The sequence below is a fragment of the Streptomyces sp. NPDC058683 genome (assembly GCF_042716195.1).
Classification (GTDB): Bacteria; Actinomycetota; Actinomycetes; order Streptomycetales; family Streptomycetaceae; genus Streptomyces.
Map to the genome: position 1 here is coordinate 75,113 of NZ_JBHXSK010000010.1, position 17,161 is coordinate 92,273.

General features: G+C 69.2%; 15 protein-coding genes. 11 read left to right on the forward strand and 4 right to left on the reverse strand.

Annotated features, from left to right (window positions below):
* Positions 1–74 precede the first annotated feature (74 nt).
* The 7 genes from ACFWXC_RS12870 (at position 75) to ACFWXC_RS12900 (ending at position 8,111) form a co-directional block, all read left to right on the forward strand.
* Complete coding sequence (locus ACFWXC_RS12870) at positions 75–416, forward strand: hypothetical protein (RefSeq protein ID WP_384477480.1); 342 nt, start codon at positions 75–77, stop codon at positions 414–416.
* A 569-nt stretch (positions 417–985) separates the two neighbouring features.
* Positions 986–2,035: an ABC transporter substrate-binding protein gene (locus ACFWXC_RS12875; protein WP_384477482.1), complete on the forward strand. Its 1,050-nt coding sequence runs from the start codon at positions 986–988 to the stop codon at positions 2,033–2,035.
* Between the two features lie 50 nt (positions 2,036–2,085).
* The gene (locus tag ACFWXC_RS12880) at positions 2,086–2,955 is read left to right on the forward strand and encodes a siderophore-interacting protein (RefSeq protein ID WP_384477485.1); all 870 of its coding nucleotides are present in this window, start codon (positions 2,086–2,088) and stop codon (positions 2,953–2,955) included.
* Positions 2,956–3,099: 144 nt separating this feature from the next.
* On the forward strand, positions 3,100–4,542 hold the full coding sequence (gene desA, locus ACFWXC_RS12885; protein WP_384477488.1) for a lysine decarboxylase DesA: 1,443 nt from the start codon (positions 3,100–3,102) through the stop codon (positions 4,540–4,542).
* A complete protein-coding gene (locus tag ACFWXC_RS12890) occupies positions 4,526–5,803 on the forward strand; it encodes a lysine N(6)-hydroxylase/L-ornithine N(5)-oxygenase family protein (RefSeq protein ID WP_384477491.1) in 1,278 nt (425 codons plus the stop codon). Before desA ends, ACFWXC_RS12890 begins: the two co-directional genes overlap by 17 nt.
* Complete coding sequence (locus ACFWXC_RS12895; protein ID WP_384477494.1) at positions 5,800–6,345, forward strand: GNAT family N-acetyltransferase; 546 nt, start codon at positions 5,800–5,802, stop codon at positions 6,343–6,345. Before ACFWXC_RS12890 ends, ACFWXC_RS12895 begins: the two co-directional genes overlap by 4 nt.
* Positions 6,342–8,111 (forward strand): IucA/IucC family protein, encoded by a 1,770-nt coding sequence (locus tag ACFWXC_RS12900; RefSeq protein ID WP_384477498.1) that lies wholly within the window; start codon positions 6,342–6,344, stop codon positions 8,109–8,111. Before ACFWXC_RS12895 ends, ACFWXC_RS12900 begins: the two co-directional genes overlap by 4 nt.
* Positions 8,112–8,171: 60 nt before the next feature.
* Here the strand turns inward: ACFWXC_RS12900 and ACFWXC_RS12905 are convergent, their stop codons facing one another.
* Positions 8,172–9,800, reverse strand: coding sequence for a beta-N-acetylhexosaminidase (locus tag ACFWXC_RS12905; protein WP_384477501.1), 1,629 nt, complete (start codon positions 9,798–9,800; stop codon positions 8,172–8,174).
* A gap of 111 nt (positions 9,801–9,911) precedes the next feature.
* Between ACFWXC_RS12905 and ACFWXC_RS12910 the strand changes: the two genes are divergently transcribed.
* Positions 9,912–10,769: a DUF4429 domain-containing protein gene (locus tag ACFWXC_RS12910; RefSeq protein WP_384477504.1), complete on the forward strand. Its 858-nt coding sequence runs from the start codon at positions 9,912–9,914 to the stop codon at positions 10,767–10,769.
* Positions 10,770–10,868: 99 nt separating this feature from the next.
* Here ACFWXC_RS12910 and ACFWXC_RS12915 read toward each other — a convergent pair whose 3' ends face one another.
* A complete protein-coding gene (locus ACFWXC_RS12915) occupies positions 10,869–12,434 on the reverse strand; it encodes a purple acid phosphatase family protein (RefSeq protein ID WP_384477506.1) in 1,566 nt (521 codons plus the stop codon).
* A gap of 165 nt (positions 12,435–12,599) precedes the next feature.
* Between ACFWXC_RS12915 and ACFWXC_RS12920 the strand changes: the two genes are divergently transcribed.
* Both ACFWXC_RS12920 and glmS read left to right on the forward strand, forming a co-directional pair.
* The gene (locus ACFWXC_RS12920) at positions 12,600–12,857 is read left to right on the forward strand and encodes a hypothetical protein (RefSeq protein WP_384477509.1); all 258 of its coding nucleotides are present in this window, start codon (positions 12,600–12,602) and stop codon (positions 12,855–12,857) included.
* Positions 12,858–12,877: 20 nt separating this feature from the next.
* Positions 12,878–14,695 carry a glutamine--fructose-6-phosphate transaminase (isomerizing) gene (glmS, locus tag ACFWXC_RS12925; RefSeq protein ID WP_384477512.1) on the forward strand — a complete coding sequence of 606 codons (1,818 nt, stop codon included), beginning with the start codon at positions 12,878–12,880 and terminating at the stop codon, positions 14,693–14,695.
* A gap of 234 nt (positions 14,696–14,929) precedes the next feature.
* Here glmS and ACFWXC_RS12930 read toward each other — a convergent pair whose 3' ends face one another.
* Both ACFWXC_RS12930 and ACFWXC_RS12935 read right to left on the reverse strand, forming a co-directional pair.
* A complete protein-coding gene (locus ACFWXC_RS12930) occupies positions 14,930–15,496 on the reverse strand; it encodes a GPR1/FUN34/YaaH family transporter (protein ID WP_384477515.1) in 567 nt (188 codons plus the stop codon).
* Positions 15,497–15,650: 154 nt separating this feature from the next.
* On the reverse strand, positions 15,651–16,178 hold the full coding sequence (locus tag ACFWXC_RS12935) for a universal stress protein (RefSeq protein WP_384477518.1): 528 nt from the start codon (positions 16,176–16,178) through the stop codon (positions 15,651–15,653).
* A 363-nt stretch (positions 16,179–16,541) separates the two neighbouring features.
* Between ACFWXC_RS12935 and ACFWXC_RS12940 the strand changes: the two genes are divergently transcribed.
* Positions 16,542–16,874: a hypothetical protein gene (locus ACFWXC_RS12940; RefSeq protein WP_384477521.1), complete on the forward strand. Its 333-nt coding sequence runs from the start codon at positions 16,542–16,544 to the stop codon at positions 16,872–16,874.
* Positions 16,875–17,161 lie beyond the last annotated feature (287 nt).

Consider the following 17,161-nt stretch of genomic DNA (forward strand, 5'->3'; position numbering starts at 1 on the left):
TTGCTGTTCGACCCCGACGGGGTGTCCGCCGCGCGGGTCGAGCGACCGGCCGGCGGAACGACCAGTTCGCCACCATGTGGAACACGCTCCCGGGCGAGGGGAAGATCGGGCAGACACCGCTGACGGCCTGGATCGCCAAGGAGAACCTGCGCACCCTCCTCGCCCTGGCCCGCACCGGAGCCGACCGCCACCAAGTCGGCGACGCCCGCCGGAAGTTCCTCACCATCGGCGTCCCCCGGCAACACAGCGTCTCCTACTCGCCGTCCACCCGCCTCGGCACACCACCAGGCGTGAACCCCGCCTCCACCGCGCGGCGGTACCAGTCCTGCGCCTCGTCCTCCTCACCACGTCGGCTCAGGCCGTACGCCAGGTTCGCCATGGCCGGCGGAAATCCGCACTCCGCCGCGCGCCGGTAGACCGCGTGGGCGCCGTCTTGATCGCCCGCGCGATCGAGGGCGAGGCCGAGGTTGAACAGCTGAAGCCCGGCCCTGCGAGGGGCCAGCCTGGACAGATACTCCCGTTCGGCAGTCTCCAGTCCCTCGCGGCGATAGGCATTGAGCAGGAGGTGCGTGGCCGTTCTGGTACCCAGCGGGGTGGAGCCCCAGGCAAGCGGCAGACCGACGCAGATCGCCAGCGCCGCGATCGTCCACGCCGCCCAAGTCGGTGTACCGATCACCGAATGGCTCCACCCCGTGACGGCTCCGAGGACGAGCACCGCCGGAACTCCCACCGAGACCACGAAGAGGGACACGAGCGAGCGTCTGCTCCAGCCGTATGTCACCACACAAGGTGAGCACGCCGACCAGCGCGCATCAAGGGTCGGTCACGCAACGGCAAGGACACACATGCGTCCGGGAGTTGGAAGACGTGAGCCGGTCTCGCGCGGAAGGCGTCAGGGGCGGCCCTGGACAAGATCTGAGGTTAGGCTAACCTAATCCACGACTTGTCCGGCGGTGTTTCCGCACGTCCGAAAGCAGCCACACCTATGTCCAACGTCAGAGCAGCCCACCTCACTCGCCGCGGCATCCTCGCCGCCGGTGGCGCCCTCGGCCTCGGTGCCGTGCTCGCCGCCTGCGGGGACGACGACGCGAAAAGCGGTGGTTCCTCCGACAAGGAGACGACGGCCGCCAAGTCCGGCCCCTGGACGTTCAAGGACGACCGCGGGACCACGGTGAAGCTGGACAAGGCCCCGGCGAACATCGTCGCCTTCGTCGGCGTCGCCGCCGCGCTGTACGACTACGGCATCGACGTCAAGGGCGTGTTCGGCCCGACGAAGACCAAGGACGGCAAGGCCGACGTCCAGGCCGGCGACATGGACATCAGCAAGGTGACCGTCCTCGGCAACACCTGGGGCCAGTTCAACGTCGAGAAGTACGCGGCCCTCGCCCCCGAGGTCCTCATCACCACGTTGTTCGACGGCGCCGGCACCCTCTGGTACGTCCCGGACGAGTCCAAGGACAAGATCGCCAAGCTCGCCCCGAGCGTCGGCATCTCGGCCTACGACCGCCAGCTGACCGTCCCGCTCCAGCGCGTCTGGGCCCTCGCGGAGTCGCTCGGCGCGGACATGACGGCGAGCAAGGTCACGGACGCCAAGAAGCGTTTCGAGGCGGCGTCCAGCCGGCTGCGCGCCGCCGCCAAGGCGCACCCCGACATCAAGGTGCTGGCCGGCTCGGCCGCCCAGGACCTGTTCTACGTCTCCGGCTCCAACCTCTCGGTGGACCTGGAGTACTTCAAGGCCCTCGGCGTGAACTTCGTCGAGCCGTCGGCCTCCGTGCTGAAGAAGAGCGGCGGCTGGTACGAGGACCTGAGCTGGGAGAACGTCGACAAGTACAAGGCCGACGTGATCATGATGGACGACCGCTCGGCGACCATCCAGCCGGCCGACATCACCCAGGCCACCTGGAAGAAGCTCCCCGCGGTCAAGGCCGGCCAGGTCATCGCCCGCTCCCCCGAGCCGATCTTCTCCTACGACAAGTGCGTCGCGATGGTGGAGAACCTCGCCAAGGCGCTGGAGACGGCGAAGAAGGTCAGCTGACCTCCGGTCCCGAGCACGTCCACACAACTTCCTGAGTCTCAGGAGCTCATATGACGACGGCCGTAGCCGCCCCGTTCCGTTTCTTCTCCCTCCAGGTCGTACGGACGAGGCGGCTCGGTCCGTCCCTGGTCCGGGTCACCTTCGCCGGCGCCGATCTGGAGCACTTCCACTCCCACGGTCGCGACCAGTCCCTCTCCCTGTTCATCCCGGCCGAGGGGCGGTCCGAGCCAGCGGTGCCGATCGAGCTCGGTGAGGGCTGGTGGCAGGGCTGGCGTGAACTCCCGGACGACGTACGGGCCGTGATGCGCTCGTACACGCTCCGGGAACTGCGCCGCGGCCCGGACGAGATCGACATCGACTTCGTGCTGCACGGGGTCGAACCGGGAGCCTCCCCCACTCTCGGCTCCGCTCGAGCGGGGGGACCCCCATCCCCCGCCGGGCCCGCCTCCCGGTGGGCCTCCCGGGCCGCCGCCGGGGACCGGGTGATCCTGCTCGGACCCGCGGTCGCCGACAACCGGGCGATCCGCTTCCGGCCGCCCGCGGACACCGATCTGGTGCTGGTCTGGGGCGACGAGACCGCCGTACCCGCTGCGACCGCCATCCTCGAGTCCCTCCCCGCCGGCACCCGGGTGCGCGCCTGGCTGGAGGTGCCGCGCGCCGGGGACATCCAGGACGTGGCGACCGCGGCCGACGCGGAGATCGACTGGGTGGTGGGCGGCACCGCCGAGGCGGCGATCCGGGGCGCCCAACTGCCCGCCGCGGAGCGCCCGTACGTCTGGATCGCCGGTGAGTCCGGGCGGGTCAAGGAGCTGCGCCGGCACTTCGTCGGGGAGCGGGGGGTGGACCGGCGCCGGGTCACCTTCGTCGGCTACTGGCGACAGGGCCTGACGGAGGAACAGCTCCGGGAATCCGGCGAGTAGTCCGAGTCGGACGCGTAGTCCGAGGCCGAAGTGACGGCTGTCACGGGAGGGGCAGCGTTTCCGTCGCGTTACTTAGGTTAGGCTAACCTAAGTGGAGCCGATTGCTCCCCTCCCCCGCACGGATCGTCCCCGGAGGACCCCCACATGCGCTCGCACCTGCTCAATGACCTGACCGCGGAGCAGTACCGCCGCTCCGTGACCGAAGGAGTAGAGCGGGTGGCGGCCAAACTCGCCACCACCGAACGGCCGTTCACGGGTGTCACCGTCGACGCCCTCGCCCCTCTCATCGACGGCATCGACCTCGACCGGCCGCTGCACGACACCACCGCGGTCCTGGACGAGCTGGAGGACGTCTACCTCCGGGACGCCGTCTACTTCCACCACCCCCGCTACCTCGCCCACCTCAACTGCCCGGTGGTCATCCCGGCGGTACTCGGCGAGGCGGTGCTCACCGCCGTCAACTCCTCCCTGGACACCTGGGACCAGTCGGCCGGCGGCACCCTCATCGAGCGGAAACTGATCGACTGGACGACCGCCCGCATCGGCCTCGGCGAGGCCGCCGACGGTGTGTTCACCTCGGGCGGCACCCAGTCCAACCTCCAGGCGCTGCTGCTGGCCCGGGAGGAGTCCAAGACCGACTCCCTGGCGAAACTGCGGATCTTCGCCTCCGAGGTCAGCCACTTCAGCGTGAAGAAGTCGGCGAAACTGCTCGGCCTCGGCCAGGACGCGGTGGTCTCCGTCCCCGTCGGCGCCGACAAGCGGATGCGGACCGTCGCCCTCGCCCGCGAACTGGAGCGCTGCAAGAACGACGGCCTGGTGCCCATGGCGGTCGTCGCCACCGCCGGCACCACCGACTTCGGCTCCATCGACCCGCTGCCGGAGATCGCCGAGCTGTGCGAGCAGTACGGCGTCTGGATGCACGTGGACGCGGCCTACGGCTGCGGTCTGCTCGCCTCCCTCAAGCACCGGGACCGGATCGCCGGGATCGGGCGCGCCGACTCGGTCACCGTCGACTACCACAAGTCCTTCTTCCAGCCGGTCAGTTCGTCCGCCGTGCTGGTCCGGGACGCCGCGACCCTGCGCCACGCCACCTACCACGCGGAGTACCTCAACCCGCGCCGGATGGTCGAGGAGCGCATCCCCAACCAGGTCGACAAGTCCCTGCAGACCACCCGCCGCTTCGACGCCCTCAAGCTGTGGATGACGCTGCGCACCATGGGCGCCGACGGGATCGGCCGGCTCTTCGACGAGGTCTGCGACCTGGCCGCGGAGGGCTGGCAGCTGCTCGCCGCCGACCCCCGCTTCGACGTCGTCGTCCAGCCGTCCCTGTCCACCCTCGTCTTCCGCTACATCCCGGCGGCCATCACCGACCCGGCCGAGATCGACCGCGCCAACCTGTACGCCCGCAAGGCCCTGTTCGCCTCCGGCGACGCGGTGGTCGCGGGCACCAAGGTCGGCGGCCGCCACTACCTCAAGTTCACCCTGCTCAACCCCGAGACCACGACGGCCGACATCGCCGCCGTCCTCGCTCTGATCGCCGGCCACGCCGAGCAGTACCTGGGAGAGTCCCTTGACCGCGCGTCCTGACAACCCGACCAGAATCCATGACTTCGTGGGGATCGGGCTCGGGCCCTTCAACCTCGGCCTCGCCTGCCTGACCGAGCCGATCGCCGAACTCGACGGCGTCTTCCTGGACTCGAAGCCCGACTTCGAGTGGCACGCCGGCATGTTCCTGGACGGCGCCCACCTCCAGACCCCGTTCATGTCGGACCTGGTCACGCTGGCCGACCCCACCTCGCCGTACTCCTTCCTCAACTACCTGAAGGAGAAGGGCCGGCTGTACTCGTTCTACATCCGCGAGAACTTCTATCCGCTGCGGGTGGAATACGACGACTACTGCCGCTGGGCCGCGAACAAGCTGACCAACGTCCGCTTCAGCACCACGGTGACGGACGTCCGGTACGAGGATGAGCTGTACGTCGTCGCCACGGCCGCCGGTGACACCTACCGCGCCCGCCGGCTGGTCCTCGGCACCGGCACCCCGCCGTACGTCCCGGAGGCGTGCCAGGGCCTGGGCGGCGACTTCATCCACAACTCGCGCTACCTGAGGCACAAGCAGGAACTCCAGTCCAAGGAGTCGATCACACTGGTAGGCAGCGGCCAGTCCGCCGCCGAGATCTACTACGACCTGCTCGGCGAGATCGACGTCCACGGCTACCGCCTGAACTGGGTCACCCGCTCCCCGCGCTTCTTCCCCCTCGAATACACCAAGCTCACGCTGGAGATGACCAGCCCCGAGTACATCGACTACTACCACGCCCTGCCCGAGCAGACCCGCTACCGGCTGACCGCAGAGCAGAAGGGCCTGTTCAAGGGCATCGACGGCGACCTGATCAACGAGATCTTCGACCTGCTCTACCAGAAGAACCTCGGCGGCCCGGTCCCCACCCGGCTGCTCACCAACTCCAGCCTGAACGCGGCCGCCTACGACAACGGCACCTACACCCTCTCCCTCCGCCAGGAGGAGCAGGGCAAGGACTACGAGCTGGAGACCCAGGGCCTGATCCTGGCCACCGGCTACAAGTACGCCGAGCCCGAGTTCCTGAAGCCCGTCCAGGACCGGCTGCGCTACGACTGGCACGGCAACTTCGACGTGGCCCGCAACTACGCCATCGACGTCACCGGCCGCGGTGTGTTCCTGCAGAACGCCGGCGTCCACACCCACAGCATCACCAGCCCCGACCTGGGCATGGGCCCCTACCGGAACGCGTACATCATCCGCGAGCTGCTCGGCTCGGAGTACTACCCGGTGGAGAAGACGATCGCCTTCCAGGAGTTCGCCGTATGAGCGCCACCGCCACCCTGACCTTCACCTTCCGGCCCCTCGATCCGCTCAAGGACGCCGAGCTGCTGCACCGCTGGGTGACACACCCCAAGGCGGCCTACTGGATGATGCAGGACGCGAAACTGGAGGACGTCGAGCGGGCCTACATGGAGATCGCGGCCGACGAGCACCATCACGCGCTGCTGGGGCTCGGTGCGGACGGCGAGCCCGCCTTCCTCATGGAGAAGTACGACCCCGTCCACCGCGAGCTGGCCGGGCTGTACGAGCCCGAGCCGGGGGACGTCGGGATGCACTTCCTGACCCCGGCGACCGACACGCCCGTGCACGGGTTCACCAAGGCCGTCATCACGGCCGTGGTGGCGCATCTCTTCGAGGATCCGGCGGCCCGCCGGGTCGTCGTCGAGCCGGATGTGCACAACACGGCCGTGCACGCGCTGAACGAGGCCGTCGGGTTCGTGCCCGTGGGCGAGATCCAGAAGCCGGAGAAGCAGGCGTTGCTGAGTTTCTGCACCCGGGAGCGGTTCGAGAAGGCGGTGTCCGGATGACCCTCGCAGACGCGGTCGCCCATCTCTCCCCCGAGCGCTGGGAGAAGGCCAACCGGCTCCTGATACGCAAGGCGCTCGCGGAGTTCGCCCACGAGCGTCTGGTCACCCCCGAGCAGGACGGGGAGTCGTATGTCGTCCGCAGCGACGACGGGCTCACCCGCTACCGCTTCACCGCCGTCCGCCGGGCCCTGGACCACTGGCAGGTGGACGCCGACTCCGTCAGCCGGGTCCGCGACGGCGCCGAACTCCCGCTCGCCGCCCTCGACTTCTTCATCGAGCTGAAGGACTCGCTGGGTCTGAGCGACGAGATCCTGCCGGTCTACCTGGAGGAGATCTCCTCCACCCTCTCCGGCACCTGCTACAAGCTCACCAAGCCGCAGATCCCGGTCGCCGAGCTCGTCAAAAGCGGTTTCCAGGCCATCGAGACCGGGATGACCGAGGGCCACCCCTGTTTCGTCGCCAACAACGGGCGGCTCGGCTTCGGCGTCCACGAGTACCTGTCGTACGCCCCCGAGACCGCGAGCCCGGTCCGGCTGGTCTGGCTGGCGGCCCACACCTCGCGCGCCGCGTTCACGGCGGGCGTCGGCATCGAGTACGAGTCCTTCGTACGCGACGAGCTGGGCGAGGAGACCGTGCGGCGCTTCCACGGCGTCCTGCGCGACCAGGGCCTGGACCCCGCCGACTACCTCTTCATCCCGGTCCACCCCTGGCAGTGGTGGAACAAGCTCACGGTCACCTTCGCCGCCGAGGTGGCGCGCGGGCACCTGGTGTGCCTGGGCGAGGGCGACGACGAGTACCTGGCCCAGCAGTCCATCCGGACCTTCTTCAACAGCAGCCACCCCCAGAAGCACTACGTCAAGACCGCCCTGTCGGTCCTCAACATGGGCTTCATGCGCGGTCTTTCGGCCGCCTACATGGAGGCCACCCCGGCGATCAACGACTGGCTGGCCCAGCTCATCGACAACGACCCGGTGCTCAGGTCCACCGGCCTGTCGATCATCCGGGAGCGGGCGGCCGTGGGCTACCGGCACCTGGAGTACGAGCAGGCGACCGACCGCTACTCGCCGTACCGGAAGATGCTGGCCGCGCTCTGGCGGGAGAGCCCGGTGCCGGTCCTCCAGGAGGGCGAGTCGCTCGCGACGATGGCCTCCCTGGTCCATGTGGACCACGAGGGCGCGTCCTTCGCGGCCGCGCTGATCGAGCGCAGCGGGCTGACCCCGAAGGACTGGCTGCGGGCCTATCTGAAGGCCTACTTCACCCCGCTCCTGCACAGCTTCTACGCCTACGACCTGGTGTTCATGCCGCACGGCGAGAACGTCATCCTGGTCCTGAAGGACGGCGTGGTGCAGCGGGCGGTCTACAAGGACATCGCCGAGGAGATCGCGGTCATGGACCCGGACGCGGTGCTGCCGCCGGCGGTCGAGCGGCTGCGCGTCGAGGTCCCCGAGGACAAGAAGCTGCTGTCCCTCTTCACGGACGTCTTCGACTGCTTCTTCCGTTTCCTCGCCGCGAACCTCGCGGCCGAAGGGGTCCTGACGGAGGACGACTTCTGGCGGACGGTCGCCGAGGTCACCCGTGCGTACCAGGAGTCGGCGCCCGAACTCGCCGGCAAGTTCGCGCAGTACGACATGTTCGCGCCCGAGTTCGCGCTGTCCTGCCTCAACCGGCTCCAGCTGCGCAACAACAAGCAGATGGTGGACCTGGCGGACCCGTCGGGCGCCCTCCAGCTGGTCGGAACCCTGAAAAATCCCGTCACGGGGTTCTGATCCGGGCAGACGGGCTCCCCCGAGTACGGTCCTCGGGGGAGCCCGTCGTCTTCTCTCAGCCTACGCCGCAGGCCAGGGCACCTGCGGTGAGCGGTAGTAGCCGATGCCGAGGGCGTCCCAGCGGGGCGCCTGCGCGGCGAGCCGCACCTTGTAGGCGTCCCAGTCGTGCGTGGCCGCCGGCGACCAGCCCAGCTCGGCGACCCCCGGCAGCCGCGGGAAGGCCATGTAGTCGATGTCGGCGCCGGTCACGATGGTCTCGGTCCACAGCGGCGCCTCGACCCCGCGGACCGCCGAACTCGGCGCACCGGCCAGGTAGTTGCCCGGGTCCCAGTCGTAGGACCGCCGTACCTCCACCAGGCCGGCCCAGTCCTGGCCGAGCGGGGTGTCCGCGTCGTACTTCATGTCGAGGTAGACCCGGTCGGCGGGCGAGAGGATCAGCCCGGTGCCGTTCCGGGCGGCCTCGACCACCTGGGCCTTCTCGTCCGCGCTCGTGTCGTCCAGCCCCCAGTACTGGGCGATCGCCCCCTTGGCCGGATGCGCGCCGGTCAGCTGGTGCCAGCCGATCACCGTCTTGCCGTACTCGGCGACGAGCGGCTGCACCCGGTCCATGAACGCCACATAGTCCTCGTGGGCGGTGGAGTGCGCCTCGTCGCCGCCGATGTGGAGGTAGCGGCCCGGGGTGAGGGCGGCCAGCTCGCGGATGACGTCGGCCGCGAAGTCGTACGTCACCGGCTTCGACACGCACAGCGAGCTGAAGCCGACGTCCGTGCCGGTGTACAGCGGCGGTGCGGTGCCGTCGCAGTTGAGGCCGGCGTAGGAGGCGAGGGCCGCGTTGGTGTGGCCGGGCATGTCGATCTCGGGGACGACTTCGAGGTAGCGGGAGGCCGCGTAGCGGACGATCTCCTGGTAGTCGGCCTTGGTGTAGTGGCCGCCCTGGCCGCCGCCGACCTGGGTGGAGCCGCCGTAGGCCGCCAGGCGGGGCCAGGAGTCGACGGCGATCCGCCAGCCCTGGTCGTCGCTGAGGTGCAGATGCAGCTCGTTGATCTTGTAGAGGGCCAGCTCGTCGATGTACCGCTTGACCTGGGCCACCGTGAAGAAGTGCCGGGAGACGTCGAGCATCGCGCCCCGGTAGGCGTAACGGGGGCGGTCGGTGATGGTGCCGCCCGCGACCAGCCAGGGGCCGGGCTGCACGGTGTCCTTCTCGACGGCCGCCGGGAGCAGCTGGCGCAGGGTCTGGACGCCGTGGAAGAGGCCGGCGGGTTCGGCGGCGGTGAGGGTGACGCCGTCGCGGCCGCTGTCGAGGCGGTAGCCCTCGGCGCCGAACGGGCCGTCGGCCAGCCGGAGTCGGATGCCCGAGGTGCCGTGCGCGGTCAGGGGCAGCCGGTAGCCGGTGGACGGACGCAGCAGGTCCGCCAGGTACTCGGCGACCCGGCGCACCTCCCGGGAGCCGTCGACGCGGATCGCCGTGTCACGGGTGATGCGGTACGGCGCTCCGCCCGCGCTGACCGAGGCGGGCGCCGGGACGACCCGGTCGAGCGGGACCGGGACGGACCGTGGCGACGCCGGGGTGGCGCCGACCGTGAAGGCCCCGGCCGCCGCGACCAGCAGCAGGGACCCCAGGACGCGGGCCAAACGGGGGGTGGGGGAAGTGCGGGAAGTTCCGGGAGTCGTTCTGTGGTGCCGTCTCACATGCGCTCCCTTCTCGGCTGTGACTCGGTGAAGGAGTCACCAGAGAGGATTCACCAGAGACCGGGATTGGTCGAGACCATCCGGCGGTACTTCCGGTGGAACAATCCCCGCATGGCGGAAATCATCCAGAAGGACGGTATCTGGGCCTTCGACTCAGACGCCCTGCGGCTGACTCCCGGGCGGGACAGGAACGTCAGTGTGCTGCGCCGGACGCTGGGTGAACTGGTCGTCCCGCTGGGCGCGTTGGCGGGCATCTCGTTCGAGCAGGGCCGCCGGTCGGGGCGGCTGAGGCTGCGGCTGCGGGACGGCGCCGATCCGCTGCTGCACGCCACCGGCGGCCGGCTCGCCGAGATCCACGACCCCTACCAGCTGACCGTGGAGCCGGACCGGTACGGCGTCGCCGAGTACTTCACGGACGAGGTGCGCGACGCGCTGCTCCTTGAGCAGGTCCCGGGCACGCCGGTGACCGGGTACCTGCTGCCGGGGCCGCGGCTGCCGCTGTCGGTCTCCGCCGGGGACGGCACGGCGGGCTTCGACGGCGAGCGGGTGCGGCTGGAGTGGAACTGGAAGACGGAGGACGCGAAGGCGGCCGCCGGCCCCCGCACGCTGGCCCTGGCGGACATCCTGGCCGTGGAGTGGCAGCCCTCCGCCGGACTGGAGAACGGCCATCTGCGGTTCCGGGTGCGCGGCGTTCCGGCCAAGGTGCGGGCCAAGTACGACCCGAACGCGGTGGAACTGTGGGGGTTCAAGCGGGATCCGCTGATGGCGCTGGTCGCGGCGGCGGTGCAGGCGCGGCTGCCGCATCCATCGGCGGCCCTGCCCGAGGCGCCCCCGACGGCCGAGGAGCCCGAGGCCGATCACGACGCGCTGCTGCGGCGGCTGCGCGAACTGGGTGAGCTGCATCGCGAGGGCGTGCTCACGGACGAGGAGTTCGCGAGGGCCAAACAGGCGGTGCTGAAGAGGATGTGAGGCCGAAGAGCACGCGAAAAGGACGGGGCGGGTGATCCTCATACGGCCCGAGGACCACCCGCCCCTTTCCTCACGGGTGTTGCTTGGTCTTGCCCGGCCTTACTTGGCCTTGCGGGCCACCGTGAAGTGGTCGATGCGGTCGCCGGTCTCGGCGATGCCCGACACCTTCAGCTTGGCGTACTGGCCGCGCGGCGCCGGCTCGACGTCCACGCGCAGGAACGAGTAGTTGAGGTAACGCACCCGGGACCAGGTGACGGTCTCGTTGACCTTGCCGTCCTTGGTGTTGATGAAGGAGGCGACGGAGTCGACCTCGTTCAGGTGCCCCTCGTAGGAGTCCGGCGCGGTGAACGCGTACAGGCTGCGGCCCGCGGCGCCCGCCGTGACGTAGACGACACCCTCGGTCTCGGAGTAGGCCGTTTCGCCGATCGGGAGCTTCTTGACGACCTTGTCGCCCTTGATGACGTCGGTGCGCTCGTACTGGTGGTTGTGGCCGTTGATGACCAGGTCCACCGTGTACTTCTCGAACAGCGGCACCCACTCCTGTCGCACGCCCCCCTCCGAGGCGTGCGCCGTGGAGGTGCAGTAGGCGCAGTGGTGGAAGAACACGACGATGAAGTCGATGTCCTTCGAGGCGCGGAACTTCTTCAGCTGCGCCTCGAACCACTTGGTCTGCGTGCCGCCCGAGATGCCGAGGTTGGCCGGGATCTCGAAGGAGACGTCGTTCGGGTCGAGCGAGATGATCGCCGTGTTGCCGTGGACGAAGGAGTAGACGCCCGGCAGGTTCTTCTTGTCCGGCCCGTTGTCGGGCAGGGTGAAGCGGGCCTCCTCGCCGCCGTATCCGTTCGGCGAGTACCAGGCCTCCATGTCGTGGTTGCCGTACGACACCATCCACGGCACGGACTTGGCGACCGACTCGGTCTGGGCCAGGAACTGGTCCCACACGCGGGAGTCGAAGCCGGTGTCGGCGGTCTTGCCGGCGCCGGCCGGGTCGGCGTAGGCGATGTCGCCGGCGTGCAGGTGGAAGCTGGGGTTCTGGCCGAGGATCAGGCTGTCGTTGGCCAGGCCGTGGTAGCTGACGCCCTGGTCGCCGAAGGCCGTGAAGGTGAACGGCTCCTTGTGCGAGGGCGCGGTGGTGAAGGTGCCGATGGTGCTGGCGAACTGCGGCGAGGCCGGGTCGAAGCCCTCGTGGCCGACGCCGTAGAAGTAGGTGCGGCCGGGCTTGAGGTTGGCCAGCTTGGCGTGCACGTAGTACTGGGTGTGGTCGCCGCTGGCGCCGATACCGGCCGGGGTGTACAGGGTGCGGATCTCGGCGTCGATCTTGACCGAGAGGTGCGAGGCGTGGGTGCCGATGCGAACGAAGGGCTTCTTGACCGCGACCGGGACCTGCCAGGAGATCGTCATCTCCGTGCTGGCGTCGTTGCCGTAGGCCAGGTGACGGCCGAACGGGGCGACGAAGGCGCCGTCGACGTACTGGGTGGCGGGGGCGGAGGACTGGGTGGGGACGGCGGCCTGGGCCGTGCCGCCCATGACGAGCGAGCCGCCCGTGACGGCGCCGAGCGTGACGGCGCCGCCTCTGATCATGGAGCGCCGGGAGAACTTGGCGCGGAGGTACTCGTGCTGCTCGGCCATGCTCATGCGCTCGGCGAGCTCATCGGGTACGCCCATACGAGGAATGTCCATGGCGTCTGAAACTCGTCTCCACAAACGACGTGGCGCAAGACACAGGATGGACAGGCTGCGAACAGAGCCCCATAAGAGATTCAACAGGCTGTTGCCCGGAATCGGGCAGGATTCTTGCTAAACCGCCATCCCGTACTCCAGGATCTACGGGTGCACGACGAACTTGTTGATCATCTGACGCGGTCCACGCCTCTGAGCCGGGGCGAGGCGCTGCGGGTGATACAGGACGTGCTCGCCTACTTCGACGAGACGACCGGGGACTACGTCCGGCGCCGCCACCGCGAACTGCAGGCAGAAGGCCTGGTGAACGCGGAGATCTTCGATCGGATCGAGGCGGATCTGAAGTACAGGGCGGTCGCCCCGCCGGAGCTCACCCTCCGGCAGCTGCGCCGCATGGTCTACGGCTGAGGAATACGGAACACCTATATATGTGCGGAATTGTCGGATACATCGGTAAGCGTGATGTCGCTCCCCTGCTCCTGGAGGGGCTGCAGCGGCTGGAGTACCGCGGCTACGACTCGGCGGGCATCGTCGTCACCTCCCCGAAGGCGGCCGGCCTGAAGATGGTCAAGGCCAAGGGCCGGGTCCGGGACCTGGAGGCCAAGGTCCCCGCGCGCTTCAAGGGCACCACCGGCATCGCCCACACCCGCTGGGCCACCCACGGCGCGCCCTCCGACGTGAACGCCCACCCGCACATGTCCGCCGACCAGAAGGTCGCCCTCGTCCACAACGGCATCATCGACAACGCGGCCGACCTGCGCCGCAAGCTGGAGGCGGACGGCGTCGAGTTCCTCTCCGAGACCGACACCGAGGTCCTCGTCCACCTGATCGCCCGCTCCCAGGCGGAGACCCTGGAGGAGCGGGTCCGCCAGGCGCTGCGCCTGATCGAGGGCACCTACGGCATCGCGGTGATGCACGCCGACTTCCCCGAGCGCATCGTGGTGGCGCGCAACGGCTCCCCGGTCGTCCTCGGCATCGGCGACAAGGAGATGTTCGTCGCCTCCGACATCGCGGCCCTGGTCACCCACACCCGCCAGATAGTGACTCTGGACGACGGCGAGATGGCCACCCTCAAGGCCGACGACTTTCGGACATACACCACCGAGGGCACCCGGACGACGGCCGAGCCGACCACCGTGGAGTGGGAGGCCGAGTCGTACGACATGGGCGGCCACGACACCTACATGCACAAGGAGATCTTCGAGCAGCCCGACGCGGTCGACCGCGTGCTGCGCGGCCGGATCGACGACCGCTTCTCCACCGTGCACCTGGGCGGCCTCAACCTGGACGCCCGGGACGCGCGGGCCGTGCGCCGGGTGAAGATCCTCGGCTGCGGCACCTCGTACCACGCGGGCATGATCGGCGCCCAGATGATCGAGGAGCTGGCCCGGATCCCCGCGGACGCCGAACCCGCCTCCGAGTTCCGCTACCGCAACCCGGTGGTCGACCCCGACACCCTCTACATCGCGGTCTCCCAGTCCGGTGAGACGTACGACGTCCTCGCCGCCGTCCAGGAGCTGAAGCGCAAGGGCGCGCGGGTGCTGGGCGTGGTGAACGTGGTCGGCTCGGCGATCGCCCGCGAGGCGGACGGCGGCATGTACGTGCACGCGGGCCCCGAGGTCTGCGTGGTGTCGACCAAGTGCTTCACCAACACGACGGTCGCCTTCGCCCTGCTCGCCCTGCACCTGGGCCGCACCCGCGACCTCTCGGTCCGGGACGGCAAGCGGGTCATCGACGGCCTGCGCAGGCTGCCCGCCCAGATCGCCGAGATCCTCGACCAGGAGGCGGAGATCGAGAAGCTGGCGAAGGAGTACGCCGACGCCCGCTCGATGCTCTTCATCGGCCGCGTCCGGGGCTACCCGGTGGCCCGTGAGGCCTCCCTGAAGCTCAAGGAGGTCTCCTACATCCACGCGGAGGCCTACCCGGCGTCCGAGCTGAAGCACGGCCCGCTGGCCCTGATCGAGCCGGCGCTGCCCACGGTGGCGATCGTCCCCGACGACGACCTGCTGGAGAAGAACCGGGCGGCCCTGGAGGAGATCAAGGCCCGCAGCGGCAAGATCCTGGCGGTGGCCCACCAGCACCAGGAGAAGGCGGACCGCACGATCGTCGTCCCCAAGAACGAGGACGAACTCGACCCCATCCTGATGGGCATCCCCCTCCAACTCCTCGCGTACCACACGGCGAAGGCACTGGGCCGCGACATCGACAAGCCGCGCAACCTCGCCAAGTCGGTGACGGTGGAGTAGGACCGTTTGCTTGTGCGGGCCGGTGGGGGCTGGTCGCGCCCACGCGGCGGAGCCGCAAATTGATACAGCCCCGCGCCCCTTTCTTTCAGGGGCGCGGGGAACTGCGCGAGCAACCCCCCACGCACCCGCACCCGCCGGACAACCGAACGGACCCCCGCGTGTGCCGTCAGGCCACGAAGGGGTCCGTTCATTGGATCGCCGGGGACGCCCAACTCCCCGGCGCCGGCTGCCATATCAGCCGTGGGCCGTCACCCCCCGACCGGCAGCCCGCCTCGGAAGGACCGTCGGCCAGTGCGCCAGCGCGGCGGTCGCCGCGTACCAGGCCACCGCCCCCGCCGCCACGGCGGCCCAGCCGCCCACCTTGACCAGCGAGGAGCTGTCGGCGAAGTTCGCGACAGCGAGGAGCAGCATCGACAGGAACAGCAGCGCGTGCATGGCCTGTCCGAGCGTGTCGCCGCCCGCGAGGGTCAACGACAGTGCCACGAGGGCGAAGAGGAGCAGGAAGAGCCCGGCCGCGTTGGCCGAGGCGTTGCCGCCGGACGAGACGGCCCAGGTGAACCAGAGGGCACCGAGGGCCACATAGCCCGTGCCGTTCACGGTGTCACGGTCACGGAAGGCCAGCAGGCCGACGAGGAAGAGGGCGACTCCGCCCACATAATGGGCGACTGACACGGCGTCGGACGTGGTGACATCGTCGATCACGCCGGTGGTGCCGAGGCCGAACGCCAACAGGGTGATCCCCAGGGCGAGTCGGCCGGCCACGGTAGTGGTTCCGCTTCCCGCAGAGACGTCATTGTCCACGGCGGGCTCCCTTCATGCTTTGTGCAGTTGTGCGCGGTGACCGGTATATGCCCTTCACAAGGGCACAAACACCTCTACGCACGAGTAGATTTACGCACGGCACAAAGGGAGCCTGGCCGTACCCACGGCGCATCTCACCTGGGAGAACGCGGAGTTACGGAATGACAACGACAGGCCGCTTGGCCCGCTTGGCGAGTCTGCCCGCGACGGAGCCGAAGATCCGCCCGACGATGCCGTGGGTCGACCCCACGACGATCGCGTCGGCCTCGTACTCCCGCCCCACCTCTTCGAGTTCGTGGCAGATGTCTCCGCCGCGCTCGACGAGGATCCAGGGCACCTCCGCCAGATAGTCGGCACAGGCGAGTTCGAGACCGAGCACCTCGGTGCGGTGGTCCGGTACGTCGACGAAGACGGGTGGCTCGCAGCCGGCCCACACGGTGGTCGGCAGTCGGTTGGCGACATGGACGATGATCAGCCCTGCGCGGGAGCGATGTGCCATCCCGATCGCATAGGCGAGGGCGCGCTCACTGGAGGTGGAGCCGTCGAAGCCGACGACCACTCCGTGTTTGAAGGCGGGATCGCAGGAAGCGCGTGGCTCTTCCGCCGCCAGCGCATCGGCCGCCGTGGGGTCGGCGACCGGCCGCTTGCGGTCCGCTGGATCGAAGAATTCGTGACCGGCCATGGCTGTCTCGGCGTTGTGATCCTTTGTGGGAGGGACGACAGTGTGCGGCGGAGCTGTGTCCGGGAAACATCTTCCCAACCCCATACCCCCAAGGGTACGGCGGCACGCCTCCTCGGCCCAGATCCCGCGCACTCTCCGTAGGGGACCGTCCCCGGAGTCGGTTAGGGGTTCCAGGGAGCATGCACGAGCCGCGCCCGTAACGCAATGGTTGCTGCCCCGTACAGGCGGTTTGCACAGGATTCGGACAGGAGCAGGGTCCACGCACGGTGACCGACCGCTCGAACACGCGTTGAACCCGGCGGCAGCACCACCAGGGAGCCCGCAGGAGCACGACACCGCCAGGGAGACCAGGGAGATACGCACATGTCCGGACCGCGCCCGAAACCCGACCCGCACTCCGCCCAGGACAGCGCGGGTGACGTCGTCCGCTGGGCCGCGTTCTCCTGTGTCCTCGTCCCCGTGGTGCTGCTCTGGTACGGCACCTCACTGGCCGGTACCGCCGGCACCGCCCTCGGCCTCGCCGCCGTCACCGCCGCCTGCCGGTACCTGCTGCGCCGCTCGGAGCGCGGCACGGCACCGCCCGCCACACCCCATGGCACACACCGCGGAGCGCCGCACCGGGCGCCGCACCGGGCACCCCGCGGAGCGGTCCGGGGAGGTGGACGTCACACTAGGGGCACTACACCGGTCGACTGACCGGTTTCCGCGCACGGGAACGCTTCTTTTCAGCCAACTTCCCGCCCCTGTGCAAGTGGCGCCCCGACCACCCCCCAACCCCCGTTCCACCTGCACGGAAAGGGTCCACGGGACCCTTCGCACCCTACGCGGTTTGGCCACTGCCACGAGGCGCACTTCCCTGCACGGCCCGGGAGTGCAACGCTTCGTGATCGAATGCTTCACGCCAAGTTGTCATGTCGACAATCTACGGCGTGTCGAACTGGTCAACGCGACACCGCGGAAACCAGTAGATTCGATCTTGACGT